The organism is Streptomyces sp. H27-H5, from assembly GCF_026627505.1.
Taxonomy (GTDB): Bacteria; Actinomycetota; Actinomycetes; order Streptomycetales; family Streptomycetaceae; genus Streptomyces.
On record NZ_JAPNLK010000025.1, the window covers coordinates 76,160 to 92,862 of the forward strand.

A 16,703-nucleotide genomic window follows, 5' to 3' on the forward strand; every position below is an offset into this window, starting at 1 on the left:
CCGCCGTCAGGGCGCGTACGTCTCCCCGCCCAGAGTGAGGGTGGCGCTGCCCGCGGTGCTGTCGGCGAGCCAGGCCTCGAAAGCGTGCAGGTCGGCCTCGGGGATCGCGACCTCGATCTCCACCGCGGCCCCGTAGCGCAGGTCGACCACGGTGCGGCCGGTGGAGCGCAGGTCGTTCTGGGTCTTGCCGGCGCGCTGGTGGTCGACGGTGACGGTGGCCAGTCGGTAGCGCCGGCGGGTCACGGTGCCGAGGGCGTCGAGCGCCTCGCCGACGACTCCGCCGTAGGCGCGGATGAGGCCGCCGGCGCCGAGTTTCACGCCGCCGTAGTAGCGGGTGACGACGGCGACCGCGTAGCGGATGTCGCGTCGGGTGAGCATCTGGAGCATGGGGACCCCGGCGGTGCCGCCGGGTTCTCCGTCGTCGCTCGCCTTCTGGACGGAGGAGTCGGCTCCGATCACGTAGGCGTGGCAGTTGTGCGAGGCGGTGGGGTGTTCCTTGCGGACGCGCGCGATGAACGCCTGCGCCTCCTGCTCGGTCGCGGCGGGCGCGAGCGAGCACAGGAACCGCGAGCGGTTGATCTCGGACTCGTGCACGCCCTCGCGGGCCACCGTCACGTACTGGTCTGCCGTCACCGTTCCACCCTAAGCCGTGGCCAAGGGTCTGCCCGGCCGCCCGGCGGGCCCGGGAATCGGACCAGCGTCCCGACGGTTGACCGACGTGCGGGACGGCATCGGGCCGGTCCGCGCGCAGCACCGGAGCAGCAGGAGGCGGCACACGTGTACGGCGACCCGGCGACCATCCGCAAGATCCTCACCGAACTCGGTGACACCTGGGCCGTGGTGGGCCTGTCCAACAATGAGGACCGGGCGGCCCACGGGGTGGCCCGGGTGCTCCAGCGGTTCGGCAAGCGCGTGATCCCCGTGCATCCCAAGGCGGAGAGCGTGCACGGCGAGCAGGGCTACGCATCGCTCGGCGAGATCCCCTTCAAGGTGGACGTGGTGGACGTCTTCGTGAACAGCGCCCTCGCCGGCGCGGTGGCCGACGAGGCCGTGGCCGTCGGGGCGCAGGCGGTGTGGTTCCAGTTGGACGTGATCGACGCGGAGGCCTACGCCCGTACCCGCGAGGCCGGCCTGGACATGGTCATGGACCGCTGCCCGGCGATCGAGATCCCGGCGCTCTGAGCGCCCGACCGGCCGGACGCGTTCACGACCCGTGAGTCGTCACCGCGCGAGCCCTCACCGCAGGCACTCCGACCGCCCGAACCTTCACCGCTCGTGAGCCGTCACGGCCCGGTCACCGGCGGGATCGAGACCGCCATGGTCATCGCCATGGGCTCGGTCCCGTCGTTGCGGTAGGTGTGCGGGACGTTCCCCTCGAAGGAGACGGCTCCTCCCGCGGGCACCGTGTACTCCTCCCCGTCGACGAGGAGGGTGAGGGTGCCCGCCGTGACGTGCAGCATCTCCAGGGTCCCCGACGGGTGGGGGTCGGAGTCGGTACCCTCGCCGGGTTCCAGGAGGTAGGTCCACACCTCCAGCGGCCCGCGCCGGTCGTCGCCGAGCAGCATGGTGGCGCCGCTGCCGCCCTCGGTGGACCACATCCGCACCCCCTGACCCGGCAGCACCACCTGCACCTGCGGGCTGCGGTCGCGGTCGAGCAGGGTCGTGATGCTGACGCCGAGCGCGTCGGCCAGTTTGACGGTGGTGCCGACGCTGGGGTTCGTCCGGGCCTGCTCGATCTGGATGATCATCCCGCGACTGACCCCGGCCCGGGCCGCCAGCGCATCCAGGGTGAAGCCCCGCTCACCGCGCCATCGCCTGAGGTTCCGCGCGAGGGCCTGGGTGAGCTCCTCTAGGTCCGACAACGTATCGCCCCCACACTCGTGGTCCAATATTCTGAATGACAGAGTCCAATGGAGTGGACTATGGTGCGCTGTACTTCATCGTTCACTGCACTGTACTGCGAGGTCCTGCCATGACCACCCTGTTCGCCCTGGCCACAGCCGTGCTGTGGGGCCTCGCCGATTTCGGCGGCGGGCTGCTGACCCGCCGGCTGCCGGCGCTCACGGTGGTCGTGGTCTCGCAGCTCGTCGCCGTCGTCGTGCTGGGCGCGGTGGTCCTGGCCACCGGCGCCTGGCACGAGGCCGGGCCCCAGCTGTGGTTCGCCGTCGGCGCCGGCCTGGTCGGCCCCCTGGCGATGCTCGCCTTCTACAAGGCGTTGGCGCTCGGGCCTATGGGCGTGGTGTCCCCGCTGGGTTCGCTCGGCGTGATCGTGCCGGTCGGGGCCGGGCTGGCGCTGGGCGAGCGGCCGGGGCTCGGCCAGTTCGCCGGGATAGCCGTGGCCGTCGGGGGCATCGTCCTCGCCGGCGGCCCCGAGCTGCGGGGAGCACCCGTACAGCGCCGGGCCGTCGTGCTCACCCTGGTGGCGGCCTTCGGGTTCGGCGCGGTGATGGCCCTGATCTCGCACGCCTCCACCACCCTGACCGGCCTGTTCCTGGCCCTCTTCGTCCAGCGGGTGACGAACGTGGCCGCCGGCGGCGCGGCCCTGTGGGTGCGGACCCGGCGCGGCGCCCCCGCGCTTCCGACGGACGGCGGGCGCGCGATCCTGTGGGGACTGCTGCCGGCGCTGGCCTTCGTCGGCCTCGCGGACGTCGCGGCGAACGGCACGTACTCCGTCGCCGCGCAGAGCGGCCCGGTCACCGTGGCCGCCGTGCTCTCCTCGCTCTACCCGGTGATCACCGCGCTGGCCGCGTTCGTGATGCTCAAGGAACGGCTGCGGACCGTACAGGCGGCGGGCGCCGGACTGGCCCTGGCCGGCACCGTCCTGCTGGCCGCCGGGTAGCGGCCCGCTACGCCGGGTCGCCCGCGGTCTCGGACGTGCGCTGCTCCGCCTCCGCCAGTTCGGCCAGTGCCCGCAACTGCCCGGGCGTGACCCCGTCCGCTATCGGCACCGGCGTGGGCGTGCGCAGCGGCGGCTGCCAACCCGTCTCCGGCTCCCAGCGCCGCACGATCCGCGCCGGCGCCCCCGCCACCACCGCGTGGTCGGGCACCTCGCCCCGTACGACGGCCCCCGCGGCCACCACCACGTTGCGGCCCAGCCGCGCGCCGGGGAGGATCACCGCGCCCGTCCCCAGCCAGCAGCCCGGGCCGATCTCCACCGGGGCGCTGCGCGGCCACTGCTTGCCGACGGGTTCGTGCGGGTCGTCGTAGCTGTGGTTGGTGGAGGTGATGTAGACCCCGGGCCCGCAGAAGGTGTCGTCCCCGATGGTGATCCGGGTGTCGGCGATGACGTGGCTGCCCCGGCCGAGGACCACGCCGTTGCCGAGGACGAGCATCGGGTCCGGGCCCAGATCGAGGTCGGGCATCATCCCGGCGGTCAGGGTGACCTGTTCGGCGATGATGCAGTGGTCCCCGAGCCTGATCCAGGGTTCGCCGAAGATCGTGCCCTGCGGGAAGGCGAGACGGGTGGCGGGCCCGATCGCGCCGAAGCGCAGCCGTCCGGGGGTCTCGGCGGTGACGGCGCCGGCCCGCTGCATCCAGCGCCAGCCCGCGTGGACGGCGCGGTTGACCACCCGACGCCGCAGGGATGAGAACGTGTTCTGGTTCTTCGGCACCCGGTCACCGTAGCCTGCCGGCCGCCGGTAGCGCGCCGTGATCTTCACCCCATCCCCGGGCCCGCGCGGGAGGTGGCCTACCGTGCTGTCAGCGCGGCAGACAGCGGACCACGGAACAGAGGAAAGAGAACATGACGCAGCAGGCGGCCCAGGCACTCGTCGCGGGTGTGGGCGGACGGCAGCCGGTCATCGATCCCACCGCCTTCACGGCGCCCACCTCGGCGGTGATCGGCGACGTGACCCTCGCCGCCGGCGCGAGCGTCTGGTACTCGGCGGTGCTGCGCGCGGACTGCGGCCCGATCGCGCTCGGCGCCGACAGCAACGTGCAGGACAACTGCACGATCCACGTGGACCCCGGCTTCCCGGTCTCCATCGGCGCGCGCGTCTCCATCGGCCACAACGCGGTGGTGCACGGCTGCACCGTCGAGGACGACTGCCTCATCGGGATGGGCGCCACCGTGCTGAACGGCGCGGTGATCGGCGCCGGTTCGCTGGTGGCCGCGCAGGCACTGGTCCCGCAGGGAATGGTGGTCCCGCCGGGCTCCCTGGTCGCGGGCGTGCCGGCCAAGGTGCGGCGCGAGCTCACCGAGGAGGAGCGCGAGGGGATCAAGGTCAACGCCCTGATGTACACGGAACTCGCCAAGCAGCACCGCGCCTCGGTGACCCCCGACGCCTGACGCGGTTGCGCCGGACCGCCGCCCGCGCGGGCCGGCGGACGGGGCCCGGCGGGTCGGGGTGTCAGTCCGACGCCCTCGCCGAAGTCGAAGTCGAAGTCGAGGTCGAAGAGGTGGAGGAGGCCGAGGAGGCCGGCGCCGCCGACGGCTCGGTCGACTCGGAGGACCGGGCCGCGGGCGTCCGCCCGGCGGGAACGTCGAACTCCGTCTCCCGCAGCTGGGCCGCGGCCTTCTTCATCCGGCCGCGCACCACCAATGTCACCGCCAGCCCGAAGAGCAGGGCGACCGCCAGGGCCAGCCAGGAGAACCGCTTCAGCCACGGCTCGGCGACGATCCCGACGGAGTAGATGACGGCGGTGGTGCCGCCGGCCCAGAGGATGCCGCCCAGGATGTTCGCCACGAGGAAGCGCCAGTACGGCATGCGCAGCACGCCCGCCAGCGGTCCGGCGAAGATGCGCAGCAGCGCCACGAACCGGCCGAAGAAGACGGCCCACATGCCCCACTTGTCGAAGGAGCGTTCCGCCAGCGCCACGTGTTCCGGCCCGAAGTGCTTCGGGAAGCGCCGGCCGAGCTTCTCCAGCAGCGGCTTTCCGCCGCGCCGGCCGATGGCGTACCCGATGGAGTCGCCCACGATGGCCCCGGTGATCGCGCAGAGCCCCAGCACCACCGGGTCGATCTCGCCGTGTTGCGAGGCCAACAGGGCCGAACTGACCAGGATGATCTCCCCGGGCAGTGGGATGCCCAGGCTCTCCAGTCCGATGACCAGCCCCACCAGGAGATAGACGCTGACCGCCGGAATCGTCTCCAGCCATTCCTGGATGTGCACCGGTACGTCCTCCAGATCATCTTCGGCGCGCCCCCTGTGACACGCCGAACGGGCAGCCTATCGGCTCGTCACGACGGCCCTCGCCTTCAGTGGCAGTTCACGCGAGGAACGGCCCGCGAACACCTCGCGCGGGCCTGAACCCACCACCCAGGTCTGCTGGTCCGGGTCCCAGGACGACAGCGTCCGGGCGTCGATGTCGACGGTGACCCGCTGCGCCTGCCCCGGGGCCAGGGTCAGCCGGCGGTACCCGGCCAGGACGCGCACCGGCTGGTCCAGGCGCAGCGAGCCGGCCGGTCCCAGGTACACCTGCGCCACCTCCACGCCCTTGCGGCGTCCGGTGTTGCGGACCGTGAACTCCACGCGCAGCCCGCCGCGCCCGGGGCGCACGGCGAGCTTCTCGTACGCCCACGTCGTGTACGAGAGCCCGTGCCCGAAGGGGAACAGCGGCTCCACCTTCTGCGCGTCGTACCAGCGGTGGCCGACGTGCACGCCCTCGGTGTACTCCTGCCGGCCGCCGACGCCCGGGTAGCGCCGCGGGTCCCCGCCGACCGGGGTCGCCCGTTCGTCGACCGGGAACGTCTGCGTCAGCCGGCCGCCCGGGTCGACGTCCCCGAAGAGCAGGTCGGCGGTCGCGCCCGCCCCCTCCTGCCCCGGGTAGTACATCTGGAGGACCGCCCCGGTCCGCGCGAGCCAGGGCATGGTGGTGCTGGAGGAGGTGTTGAGGACCACGGTCGTGCGCGGGTTGACGGCGGTGACGGCCTCGATCAGCGCGGCCTGTCCGCCCGGCAGCGCGAGCGAGGTGCGGTCGCGGCCCTCGGTGGCGTCCTCGTACGCGAACAGCACCACGCTGTGGGCCTCTTCGGCGGCCTTGACGGCCTCGGCGACGTCGGCGGCCCGGCCGGCGCGGGTGGTGTGCCGCAGCCGGAAGCGCAGGCCCTTGTCCCCGCCCTCCGCGGTGACCGCGAGGCGGTGTACGCCGGCCTTGAGGGCGAGGGTGCGGCGCCGGACGGTCAGCCCGTCGGGAGAGGCGCCGAGCAGCCCGCCCGCGAAGTACTCGGCGACGCCCTGGCGTACGGGGAACAGGTCCTCCCCGTCGAGGCGCACGACCGGCCGCTTGCCGGCGTAGTGGACGATCAGCGTCCACTCGTCGTCCGAGGCCAGGGTGAACGTCCCCTCGTGGCTCCAGCGGCGCCCGGCGTCCACGCCGCGGTCGTCCAGATCGACGGGCGGCGTCAGCAGGGTGGGCGGGAGCGCCCGGCCGTACACGTCCTCGCCGAGCACGTGACGGACGCTCGCCCCGTTCCCTGCGCGCCGCTTGATGGCGGTGAGCGGGGCCTCGGCCTCGTCGGGGACCACGTGCGCGCTGCCGCCGCCGCCGACGAAGGGCACCTGACCGGTCGGGCCGATCACGGCGATCGAGCGGGCCGCCGCCCCGGTCAGCGGCAGGGTGCCGTGTTCGTTGCGCAGCAGCACCGCCCCCGCGGTGGCGGCCTTGCGGGCGAACCGGGCCCCGGCGGGGGCGTCGCGTGCGGGGCGGGCGGCGGGATGTTCGGCGAGCAGTCCGAAGCGGTCCATGGTGGTCAGGATCCGACGTACGGCGAGGTCCACGGTGTCCTGTGACACCGAGCCGCCGCTCACCGCCTCGCGCAGCGGGGCCCCGTAGTGGGTGCCGCCGGGCATCTCCATGTCGAGGCCCGCGTTGACGGAACCGACGGTGCCGTGGGTGGCGCCCCAGTCGGAGACCACCCAGCCGTCGAATCCCCAGCGGCCGCGCAGCAGTTCGTCCAGGAGCGCCTTGTTCTCGCAGGCGTAGACCCCGTTGACCTTGTTGTACGCGCCCATCACCGCGCCGACGCCGGCGGCGACCGCGGCCTCGAATCCCCTCAGTTCGGTCTCGTGGAGGGTCTGTTCGGAGACGACGACGTCGATGGTGTCGCGGCCGCGTTCCTGGTTGTTGAGGGCGAAGTGCTTGACGGTGGCGATCATTCCCTCGTCCTGGATGCCCCGGACGAGTTCGGCGACCAGGTCGGCGGTGAGCCTCGGGTCCTCGGCGAAGGTCTCGAAGTTGCGCCCGGCGAAGGGGGTGCGGATCAGGTTGACCATGGGGGCGAGCAGCACGTCCTGGCCCAGCGCGCGGCCCTCGCGACCGAGGACCCGGCCGTACTCCCGGGCGAGCGCGGGGTCGAAGGCGGAGGCCAGCAGCACGGGCGCGGGCAGGGCGGTGGCGCGTGCGGCGACGCGGACGCCGGCGGGTCCGTCGGCGAGCCGCAGGGCCGGGACGCCGAGCCGGGGTACGCCGGGCACGTGGCCGGCCTGGCCGAGCGGGGCGGGGTCCGGGGCCCCGTGCAGCAGGGCGGTCTTCTCGTCGAGGGTGAGCCGGCCCAGCAGGGCGTCGATCCGGGCCGTGCCGGCCGGCTGCCCGGCGGGTCCCGCCGCGGGGGGCGCCTTGCGGGGCGCGGCCCGGGGCGGTACGGCGGCCACACATCCGGCGGTGGCGAGCGTGGCGCCCAGGGCGCCGAGCAGGCGCACCGCGGAACGTCTGGACACGGCCTCGCTCATGGGCGCTCCCTGCGGCGTCGGCATCGGCGGGAGCGGCCCGCGCCGGACCGCTCCCGCGCCCACTGTGCGCCGGGGCGCCGCCGGGTTCGCCCGGGCGCGCCACCGCGACGCCGAGGTTCAGCCCTGCGGCGGCTGCGGCGGGCCCTCGGGTTCCCGCTTCGTGTGGTCCCGGCTGTGGACCCGGGCCTCGGTGCGGTGTCCGCGCGCGATGTAGTCCCGTACGACCGCTTCCACCGCGTCCTGCGGGGAGCCGACCCCGGCGAGGACCATCACCTCCACCACGAGTTCGGCGTCGAGGCTGAAGTTGACCTTGGCCATGGGGTTCCCCTCCGTCGTCGTCGGACGGACTCCAGGCCCTGTCGTCGAGGTGGCGCCGGCAAGGCGCGCGGTGTCCGGTGCCGTGCACCGCGAGGCGCAGCGGCGCCCGTGTACCGGACGTACGGGCGCGCCGCCGGTGTGCACGCGTGGGGGGCCGCACCCCTCGGGTACGGCCCCCCACTCCCCCCCCGCGGGCGCGTTACGCGTTGGGGCGCAGCGTCCAGACGACGGTCATCTCACCCGTCACGGCCTCGTCCTCGCGCTGGATGGCGATGGTGACGGGGAACTCGGGGCGACCGCCGGCGTCCAGCTCGGCGATGACCTCGGCCGCCGGGCGGCCCAGGGTCGCGGTGGCGGTGACGACGCCCTTGGCGAGCTTCTTGTAGCCGATCTCGGCCTTGACGGCGAGCGGTACGGCGCGCGAGAGCTGGTCGCTGAAGGCGGCCAGGACGATGGCGCCGCTCGCGGACTCGGCCAGCGTGAACATGGCGCCGGCGTGCGGGCCGCCCACGTGGTTGTGGTAGTCGGGCTGGTCCGGCAGGCGGACGACCGCGCGCTCCGGGGTGGTCTCCAAGAACTGGAGGTTCAGGGTGCGGGCCATCGGTACCGTCGCGGCGAGCAATTCGCCCACGTTCATCTGTTCTGCGCTCATGGAACGCGATGTTACCCACGAGTAGATGCGGTTGGCCAGACCTCCACCAGGGGCGGCCGTGGCTCCCGACACCCGCTCCCACTATCGTTACCGGCCATGTGGCCAGGACAGCAGCAGCCGCCCGGGGGAGAGAACAACCCCCAGGACGCGCAACAGAACCCGTACCAGCAGCAGCCGGGAACGCCGAACCCGTACCAGCAGCAGCCGCCGCAGCAGGGGTTCGGCGAGCAGCAGCCCGGCTACGGCTATCCCCAGCCGGGCTACCAGACGCCCCCTCCCGTACAGCCGTGGGGACAGCAGCCCCCGCAGGCACCCCAGGGCGGCGGAACCCGCTTCTCGACGAAGACCGTGGCGATCGTCGCGGCCGCGGCGGTGGTCGTGACGGCCGCCGTCACCGGCACCTTCGTCCTCACCCGGGACAAGAAGAGCGACCAGGCCGACGACAAGCCGGCCGTCGCCTCCTCGTCCCCCGCCGCGAGCTCGGCCGCACCGGCCGCCCCCACCGGGAACCCGCGCGCCGGTGGTGACCTGAAGCCGGTGATCCCCGGTTGGAAGGTCGTCGTCAACCCGAAGCACGGCACCGCCTTCGACGTACCGCCGGACTGGGAGGTGCTGAGCTCCGGCATGTCGATCGGCTTCGAGGACGAGGCCAAGGGCGACGGCTCGCCCATCGTCATGATGTCCGCGCCGGCGTACCTCAAGCAGGACTGGTGCAAGGTCGACTCCGACAAGAACGGCAGCGAGGAGACCACGTCGCTCGGCGGCACCGGCACCAAGGGCGGCCAGGGAGCCAAGGACACCGCCGAGGCGGCGCGCACCGAGGCCGGCAACTGGGTCTTCGCCGGATACGGGCAGAAGGGACCGAAGGGCACCACCAAGGTCACGGAGCCCAAGGAGTACACCACCTCCTCCGGCCTCAAGGGGCACATGGCGACCGCCTCGGTGACCGGCCTGCCGAAGGAGAACAAGTGCTCCTCGGACGGCAAGAGCATCGCCTTCAGCTTCAAGAACGCCAAGAACGACTTCGCGACCTGGGTCCTCTACAGTGCGGCCGGGGTTCCCGGCGAGGTCAGCCAGGAGACGTACGAGAAGATCCTCAGCTCCGTCCGCCTCAACGCGAGCTGATCTTCGCAGCCCCCTGCCCGGGGCCGGAATTTCGTTTGGAATCCCGGCCCCGGGCAGGGATAGTCCGTGGGTGAGCACTCCCCCCGCCGGTCCCGCCCCGCTGTCCGCACGCCGCCGTCCGGCGTGGGCGGGCCGCAACTACAGCCTTCTGACGGCCGCGGCGGTCGTCACGAACCTGGGCAGCCACGGAGCGCTCATCGCGGCCTCCTTCGCAGTCATCCAGACCGGCGGGTCCCCGGGCGACGTCGGCCTCGTCGCGGCCGCACGCACCCTGCCGCTCGTCCTGTTCCTGCTCATCGGCGGAGCGATCGCCGACCGGCTCCCCCGCCACCGCGTGATGGTCTGGGCGAACGCCCTGAACTGCGTCTCCCAGGCCGCGTTCGCCGTGATCGTCCTCACCGGGCATCCGCGGTTGTGGCAGATGATGCTGCTGACCGCGCTCTGCGGCACGGGCACCGCGTTCTTCAATCCGGCCGCCGAGGGCATGCTGCTCTCCACCGTGTCCGGCCCGCACGCCAACCGCGCCTTCGCGCTCTTCCGGATGGCCATGAACGGCGCCGGCATCGGCGGCGCGGCCCTCGGCGGCGCCCTGATCGCCGCCGTGGGCCCGGGCTGGGTGCTCGCCGTCGACGCGGCGGCCTTCGCCGTCGCCGGCGCCCTGCGCGCCTTCCTCGACGTCGGTCACATCCCCGAGCGGGTCCCCGGCGGCGGGCTGCTGTCCGACCTGCGCGAGGGCTGGGTGGAGTTCAGGACCCGCCCGTGGCTGTGGAGCATCGTGCTCCAGTTCTCCGTGGTCGTCGCCGTCGTCGGCGCCGCCGAGGCCGTGTACGGGCCGCTGGTCGCGCGGGACCGACTCGGCGGGGCGGCCCCCTGGGGCCTCGCCCTGGCCTTCTTCGGCGTGGGCACCATCGCCGGCGCCTTCCTCATGATGGCGTGGAAGCCCCGACGGTTGCTGCTGGTCGGCACCCTGTGCGTGTTCCCGCTGGCGATGCCGTCCGCCGGGCTGGCGGTCCCGCTTCCCGTGTGGGCCCTGTGTCTCGTGATGCTCGTGAGCGGTCTGGCGATCGAGGTGTTCGGCGTCAGCTGGATGACGACCATGCACCAGGAGATCCCGGAGGAGAAGTTTTCCCGGGTGTCCGCCTACGACTGGTTCGGCTCGGTGTCGATGCTGCCGCTCGCCACCGCGCTGGCCGGCCCCGTCGAATCGGCCTTCGGTCGCACCTCGGCCCTGTGGGGGTGCGCGGCCCTGGTGATCCTGGTCACCGGACTGGTCCTGTTCGTCCCGGACGTCCGCCGGATGACCCGCAAGTCCCCGAAGGAGGCCCCCGACCTCCACACCGCGCCGCCCACCCCGGCCACGCTCCCCCTGGTCTGACCCGCCCTCACCGAGGCCCGGGCGGCCGGGGCTCCTCGGCCCCTGGTCGACTAGTCGACGCTGAACGCGCCCGTCGGCGGCTCCGGCGAGGCGACCGCCTCCGCGTCTCCCACCGGCAGCGCCCCCCGCATGAACCGAGCCAACGCCTCGCCGTCCTCCACCCGCGCCGCGAACGCGTCGGCCGCGCAGCGCCGGGCCAGCGCCGCCACCGGGATCTCCCGGTCCGACGCCACGAGCACCGCGTTCCCGAAACGCCGTCCCCGCAGCACGCCCGGTTCCGCGATCAGCGCCAGTTCCCCGAACACCGCCCCGAAGTTCGCCAGCTGCGCCCGCAGGAATCCGAAGGGCGCCCCGTCGGCCAGGTTCGCCGCGTACAGCCCGCCGGGCCTGAGCACCCGGGCCGCCTCCCGCGCGTACTCCACCGAGGTCAGCGGCGCCGGCACCCGCGAGCCGCCGAACACGTCCGCGACCAGGATGTCCACGCTCGCGGCGGGGGCGCCGCCCAACCAGGCCCGGGCGTCGGCCGCGTGCACCGTGACCCCGGCGCCGTCCGCCAGCGGCAGGTGCCGCGCCACCATGTCCACCAGTTCCGCGTCGAACTCCACCACCTGCTGCCGGGATCCGGGCCGGGTCGCGGCGGCGTAGCGCGGCAGGGTCAGCGCGCCCCCGCCCAGGTGCAGCAGGTCCAGCGGGGTCCCGGGCTCGGCAGCGCAGTCGAGTACGTGGGCCAGCCGGCGCACGTACTCGAACTCCAGGTGCTCCGGGGCGTCGAGGTCCACGTACGACTGCGGTGCCCCGTTGACGGTCAGCAGCCAGGCCCGCTCCCGGTCCACGTCCGGCATCAGCTTGGCGGTGCCCTGGCCCACGTCCCGGATCACCGGGATCTGTTCGTCGTCCACCCCACCATTGTCGGGCCGCCGCGCCGTCAGGTCGCCCAGACGGCCGTCGCCTCGGCCACGTGATCGGCCGCCTGTGCCAGCCCCGCCCGCGCCGCCGGGTCCCGCCGGGCGGGATCCAGGACATTGCGCCCGAAGGCCTTGCGCGCCGCCTGGGACGGGGTGATGAGCAGCACCCGGGCCCCGGCCGCCCGCAGCCGGGCGGCCTGCGCGGCGGGCGACGGGATCATGCCGCTGCCCAGGCTCATGGGCGCGAGGATCACCACCCGGGCGTATCCCGCGGCCAGGTCGGCGTTGGTGGCGGAGCGGACACCGCCGTCCATGAACCGTCGCCCGCCCACGGTCACCGGCGGCCATACCCCGGGCACGGCGCAACTCGCCGAGACGGCGTCCAGCAGCCCGGCCCCGCCCGCGCGGTCGAAGGCGGTCAGTTCCCCGCTCAGGGTGTCCACCGCGGTGACGACGAACCGCCGCTCGGGCCACTCCTGCGAGACGAGCCGGGCCCTGAGGACCTCGCGGCGCTCCGTCTCGGCGGTCGCCCCGGCGGCGGCCAGGGCGTAGGCGCCGATGCGCCTGCGGTAGCCGGCCGCGTCCCGCGAGCGGGCCATCGCGACGGCGTACCGTGCGACGAGCCCCGCGCCGAGCCGCGCCGTCGCCTCGCCCGAGGCCTCGCCCAGCTGACGCTCGTACAGCTCCCGTGGGGTCAGCAGCCCGGAGGTGAGCTGCGCGCCCACCACCGAGCCGGCCGAGGTGCCGACGACGAGTTCGGCGCTGCCCAGGTCGATGCCCGCACGGGCGAGTCCGTACAGGATCCCGCTCTCCCAGCCGATCCCGGTGAGCCCCCCGCCGCCCAGCACCAGTGCCGTTTCGCCGCTCATCGCCGCCCGCCCCTCGGTCGTGTCCCGTGATGACGGCAGTCTGGCCGAAGCCGACCGCCGCCACCACGGCGGGCCCCGATCCGGGGGACGCCGGACGGTCACGGGCCTAGAGGACGTCGGCCACCGTCCCGGCGCCGACCGTGCGCCCGCCCTCACGGATCGCGAAGCCGAGTCCGGTCTCCAGCGGCACGTCCCGCCCCAGCTCGACGGTCATGGTGACCGTCTCCCCGGGTCGGATCACGGCCGCCTCGCCCAGGTCCACGTCCCCGACCACGTCGGCGGTGCGGATGTAGAACTGCGGCCGGTACCCGGACGCGATCGCCGTCGTGCGACCGCCCTCCCGCGCGGAGAGCACGTACACCCGCGCGGTGAAGCGGCGGCTCGGCTCGACGCTCCCGGGCGCCGCGACGACGTGCCCGCGCCGGACCCCGTCGCGCGGCACGCCGCGCAGCAGGAGCGCGACGTTGTCCCCGGCCTCGGCGGACTCCATCGGCCGGCCGAAGGTCTCCAGCCCGGTGACCACCGTCTCGACCGGCTCGCCGTCCCCGCCGAGCACGCTCACGCGCTCGCCGAGCCGGATCGAGCCCCGCTCGACGGCGCCGGTCACGACGGTCCCTCGCCCGGTGATGGTCAGCACGTTCTCCACCGGCAGCAGGAACGGCGCGTCCGTGTAGCGCACCGGCATCGGCACGTACGTGTCCACCGCGTCCAGCAGCGCCTCGATCGCCCCGGTCCAGCGCGGGTCCCCCTCCAGCGCCCCGAGCCCGGAGACCCGGACGACCGGGGCGGTGTCGCCGCCGTAGCCGTGCGCGGTGAGCAGCTCGCGGACCTCCAGCTCCACCAGGTCGGTGAGCTCGGGATCCCCGGCGTCGGCCTTGTTGAGGGCCACCACGATGTGGTTCACGCCCACTTGGCGGGCGAGCAGTACGTGCTCGGCGGTCTGTGGCATGACGCCGTCGAGCGCGGACACGACGAGGATCGCCCCGTCGAGCTGGGCCGCGCCCGTGACCATGTTCTTCACGTAGTCGGCGTGGCCCGGCATGTCGACGTGGGCGTAGTGCCGGGTGTCGGTCTCGTACTCGACGTGCGTGAGGTTGATGGTGATGCCGCGCCGGGCCTCCTCGGGCGCCCGGTCGATGCGGTCGAACGGGACGAAGGAGGCGCCGCCGCGCTCGGCGAGGACCTTGGTGATGGCGGCGGTGAGGGTCGTCTTCCCGTGGTCGACGTGTCCCATGGTGCCGATGTTGAGGTGCGGCTTGGTGCGCACGAAGGCCGTCTTGGCCATGCTGTCTTCCCGTGTGTTCCGAAGCTGGAGCGGGACCCCTGGAGCGAACCGACCCTCCCCCTGTGGGGTCCGCCGGACGATCCGGGAAGGGTCAGCTTCGTGCGCCGTCGAATGCGACGAGGGCGAGATCCTCCACGAGGAAGGCAGCCTTCGGCGCGTCCGCGACTGCGGACGGCGCTGCGAGGAAGGCGTGCCTGGACATGTCGCCGATCCTGCCGTGCGATCGGACCGGCGTCGAACCAATTTCCGCGCGGCCGGGGGTTCTTGCCGGCTCGGCCGGTTCATCGCGCGCCCGGGCGCTCACTGTCCGCGAGGGGCCGGCGACGCCGCGCGGGAAGGGGCGGCCGGTTCCGGCGGGTCTCGCAGTGTCCTTGGTCACTGTCCGGGCCGGTGCGCGGCGTCGGGGCGCGCGGTCGCGTACGGACGGGTCCGGCCGTCCTCGGCGCGGGCCCGTCGGACGACCGGCCTGCTCGGCGTCCACGACGCGCTCCCGCCGGGCGACGCGAACCCCTTCTGCGGGCGGGCGCGGGGCACGTGCGGAGGTCGCCGGTCGTTCGACCGCATGAGGTCCGGATTACGGCGCGACGCCGCATGTGTCGGTTAGTCTCCCGGGATGTCCCTCCTCCTCGCGCCGTGGACCCGGCTGTCGGTGCTCGTCCTGCTGCTCGTGGCGGCGGGCGTGTGCGTGCTGCTGTACGAGCCCCAGCGCCTCCTCTCGGAGGGGTGGCCGCCGGCGCTGCCGGTGGGTGTGGCGGTGTCGCTGTTCGCGGCGGTGTACGGGTTGTGCACGGCGGCGTTCGTGCCGCGCCCGCTGCTGAACCTGGCCGCCGGGGCGGTCTTCGGAACCGCGTTCGGCCTGGTGGCGGCGGTCGGTGGGACGGTGCTCGGGGCCGGCGTCGCCTTCGGTCTGGGGCGGGTGATGGGGCAGGGGGCTTTGCGTCCGCTGTTGCGCGGCCGCTGGTTGCAGGCGGCCGACGGACAGTTGAGCCGGCACGGGTTCCGTTCCATGCTGGCGATCCGGATCTTCCCCGGGGTGCCCTTCGCCGCGGCCAACTACTGTGCGGCGGTCTCCCGTTGCGGCTGGCTGCCGTTCCTGACGGCGACGGCGCTCGGCACGGTCCCGAACACCGCCGCGTACGTGATCGCGGGGGCCAGCGCCTCGTCCCCGGGATCGCCCGCGTTCCTCGCGTCGTTCGGCTTCATCGCGGTCTCCGGGGTCGTCGCGGCGGCCGTCGCCTGGCGCAAGCGGCACCGCCTGGCACCCCCCGTCGTACACGGCCCGACGTACGAGCCGGCCTCCCACCACCCCCCTGTGGTCAGCGGCGCCCCCCACGGGCCCTAGCATCGGACCCGAACTGCCCGACGATCACAAGGACGAGCGCACCCCGACATGAGCTGGTTCGAATCCCTAATCCTCGGTCTCGTCCAGGGGCTTACGGAGTTCCTCCCGATCTCCTCCAGTGCCCACCTCAGGCTGACCGCGGCTTTCGCCGGCTGGCACGACCCGGGGGCGGCCTTCACCGCCATCACCCAGATCGGCACCGAGGCCGCCGTCCTGATCTACTTCCGCAAGGACATCGCGCGGATCATCTCCACCTGGTTCCGTTCCCTCTACACCAAGGCCCTCCGCTCCGAACAGGACGCGAAGATGGGCTGGCTGGTGATCGTCGGATCGATCCCGATCGGTGTCCTCGGCCTCGTGTTCAAGGACGCGATCGTGGGCCCGGCCCGCGACCTGCGACTGACCGCCACCACCCTGATCGTGATGGGCATCGTGCTCGGCTATGCCGACTGGCTGGCCTCGCGCGACGAGCAGGGCGGGAAGCACCGTGTGGTCAAGGAGCGCAAGACGCTCCAGGAGCTGGGCGTCAAGGACGGCCTGATCTTCGGTGCCTGCCAGGCGATGGCGCTGATCCCCGGTGTCTCGCGGTCCGGCGCGACGATCTCCGGCGGTCTGCTCCTGGGCTTCACGCGCGAGGCGGCGGCCCGCTATTCGTTCCTCCTCGCCATCCCGGCCGTGCTGGCCTCCGGGGCGTTCGAGATCAAGGACGTGGTCGAGACCCCGGGGCACATCTCCTGGGGTCCGACGATCTTCGCGACCGTCATCGCCTTCTTCGTGGGCTACGCCGTGATCGCCTGGTTCATGAGATTCATCACCACGAAGAGCTTCATGCCGTTCGTGATCTATCGAATCCTGCTCGGAATCCTGCTGTTCGTGCTGGTGGGAGCCGGTGTGCTCAGCCCGCACGCGGGCGAATCCGGCGGCTGAACCAGGGCCGTACAGGTAGCGCTATCCAGCATTTCCTAGCGCTGATTGCAGCACCGCGCCATGATCATCTCCCACTCATCTCCCACCGGGGAGGCGGGATACACCCCACTAGTGCAGCGCGTTGCAGGTCCTTTTCCGGTTGGGCGGGTTGGGTGCGGTCACGCCTCGTGGTCGGCGAGGTGGACGATGGCGGCGGTGTCGAAGGCGTCGTTGGGGTGGCCGATGTCGGTGCCGG

At 73.2% G+C, this 16,703-nt stretch carries 17 protein-coding genes; 7 read left to right on the forward strand and 10 right to left on the reverse strand.

Translation table 11 applies throughout. The features are described 5' to 3' along the window. Positions 1 to 6 precede the first annotated feature (6 nt). Complete coding sequence (locus tag OTB19_RS15285) at positions 7 to 633, reverse strand: YigZ family protein (RefSeq protein ID WP_267798743.1); 627 nt, start codon at positions 631 to 633, stop codon at positions 7 to 9. Between the two features lie 144 nt (positions 634 to 777). On the opposite strand from OTB19_RS15285, the gene OTB19_RS15290 reads away from it, so the two are divergent. Continuing rightward, positions 778 to 1,182, forward strand: a complete 405-nt coding sequence (locus OTB19_RS15290) for a CoA-binding protein (protein WP_267798744.1) — start codon at positions 778 to 780, stop codon at positions 1,180 to 1,182. Positions 1,183 to 1,283: 101 nt separating this feature from the next. Here OTB19_RS15290 and OTB19_RS15295 read toward each other — a convergent pair whose 3' ends face one another. After that, positions 1,284 to 1,862: a helix-turn-helix domain-containing protein gene (locus OTB19_RS15295; protein ID WP_267798745.1), complete on the reverse strand. Its 579-nt coding sequence runs from the start codon at positions 1,860 to 1,862 to the stop codon at positions 1,284 to 1,286. A 110-nt stretch (positions 1,863 to 1,972) separates the two neighbouring features. Between OTB19_RS15295 and OTB19_RS15300 the strand changes: the two genes are divergently transcribed. Beyond that, complete coding sequence (locus OTB19_RS15300) at positions 1,973 to 2,839, forward strand: DMT family transporter (RefSeq protein ID WP_267798746.1); 867 nt, start codon at positions 1,973 to 1,975, stop codon at positions 2,837 to 2,839. Between the two features lie 7 nt (positions 2,840 to 2,846). Here OTB19_RS15300 and OTB19_RS15305 read toward each other — a convergent pair whose 3' ends face one another. Continuing rightward, the gene (locus OTB19_RS15305) at positions 2,847 to 3,611 is read right to left on the reverse strand and encodes an acyltransferase (RefSeq protein WP_267798747.1); all 765 of its coding nucleotides are present in this window, start codon (positions 3,609 to 3,611) and stop codon (positions 2,847 to 2,849) included. A gap of 131 nt (positions 3,612 to 3,742) precedes the next feature. Here OTB19_RS15305 and OTB19_RS15310 point away from each other — a divergent pair, with 131 nt between their 5' ends. Beyond that, positions 3,743 to 4,288, forward strand: coding sequence for a gamma carbonic anhydrase family protein (locus OTB19_RS15310; protein WP_053683228.1), 546 nt, complete (start codon positions 3,743 to 3,745; stop codon positions 4,286 to 4,288). 61 nt (positions 4,289 to 4,349) lie between these two features. Here OTB19_RS15310 and OTB19_RS15315 read toward each other — a convergent pair whose 3' ends face one another. The 4 genes from OTB19_RS15315 to OTB19_RS15330 form a co-directional block, all read right to left on the reverse strand. Continuing rightward, positions 4,350 to 5,111, reverse strand: coding sequence for a DedA family protein (locus OTB19_RS15315; RefSeq protein WP_267798748.1), 762 nt, complete (start codon positions 5,109 to 5,111; stop codon positions 4,350 to 4,352). Between the two features lie 57 nt (positions 5,112 to 5,168). Continuing rightward, the gene (locus OTB19_RS15320; protein ID WP_267798749.1) at positions 5,169 to 7,670 is read right to left on the reverse strand and encodes a glycoside hydrolase family 3 C-terminal domain-containing protein; all 2,502 of its coding nucleotides are present in this window, start codon (positions 7,668 to 7,670) and stop codon (positions 5,169 to 5,171) included. A 117-nt stretch (positions 7,671 to 7,787) separates the two neighbouring features. Next, positions 7,788 to 7,988: a DUF2191 domain-containing protein gene (locus tag OTB19_RS15325; protein WP_267798750.1), complete on the reverse strand. Its 201-nt coding sequence runs from the start codon at positions 7,986 to 7,988 to the stop codon at positions 7,788 to 7,790. Positions 7,989 to 8,187: 199 nt separating this feature from the next. Then, positions 8,188 to 8,640, reverse strand: a complete 453-nt coding sequence (locus tag OTB19_RS15330) for a DUF4442 domain-containing protein (protein ID WP_199826666.1) — start codon at positions 8,638 to 8,640, stop codon at positions 8,188 to 8,190. A gap of 96 nt (positions 8,641 to 8,736) precedes the next feature. On the opposite strand from OTB19_RS15330, the gene OTB19_RS15335 reads away from it, so the two are divergent. Both OTB19_RS15335 and OTB19_RS15340 read left to right on the forward strand, forming a co-directional pair. Beyond that, entirely contained in the window at positions 8,737 to 9,765 is a 1,029-nt protein-coding gene (locus OTB19_RS15335; RefSeq protein ID WP_267798751.1) for a hypothetical protein, read from the forward strand. Positions 9,766 to 9,835: 70 nt separating this feature from the next. Then, on the forward strand, positions 9,836 to 11,140 hold the full coding sequence (locus OTB19_RS15340) for an MFS transporter (protein ID WP_267798752.1): 1,305 nt from the start codon (positions 9,836 to 9,838) through the stop codon (positions 11,138 to 11,140). A gap of 50 nt (positions 11,141 to 11,190) precedes the next feature. Here the strand turns inward: OTB19_RS15340 and OTB19_RS15345 are convergent, their stop codons facing one another. From OTB19_RS15345 to tuf, 3 genes are all read right to left on the reverse strand, one after another. Beyond that, complete coding sequence (locus tag OTB19_RS15345; RefSeq protein WP_267798761.1) at positions 11,191 to 11,982, reverse strand: spermidine synthase; 792 nt, start codon at positions 11,980 to 11,982, stop codon at positions 11,191 to 11,193. 83 nt (positions 11,983 to 12,065) lie between these two features. Then, entirely contained in the window at positions 12,066 to 12,914 is an 849-nt protein-coding gene (locus OTB19_RS15350) for a patatin-like phospholipase family protein (protein WP_267798753.1), read from the reverse strand. A gap of 106 nt (positions 12,915 to 13,020) precedes the next feature. After that, positions 13,021 to 14,199 (reverse strand): elongation factor Tu, encoded by a 1,179-nt coding sequence (gene tuf / locus OTB19_RS15355; protein WP_267798754.1) that lies wholly within the window; start codon positions 14,197 to 14,199, stop codon positions 13,021 to 13,023. 613 nt (positions 14,200 to 14,812) lie between these two features. Here tuf and OTB19_RS15360 point away from each other — a divergent pair. Beyond that, positions 14,813 to 15,541, forward strand: a complete 729-nt coding sequence (locus OTB19_RS15360) for a TVP38/TMEM64 family protein (RefSeq protein WP_267798755.1) — start codon at positions 14,813 to 14,815, stop codon at positions 15,539 to 15,541. Positions 15,542 to 15,589: 48 nt separating this feature from the next. Beyond that, positions 15,590 to 16,468 (forward strand): undecaprenyl-diphosphate phosphatase, encoded by an 879-nt coding sequence (locus tag OTB19_RS15365; RefSeq protein WP_267798756.1) that lies wholly within the window; start codon positions 15,590 to 15,592, stop codon positions 16,466 to 16,468. Positions 16,469 to 16,703: the final 235 nt, after the last annotated feature.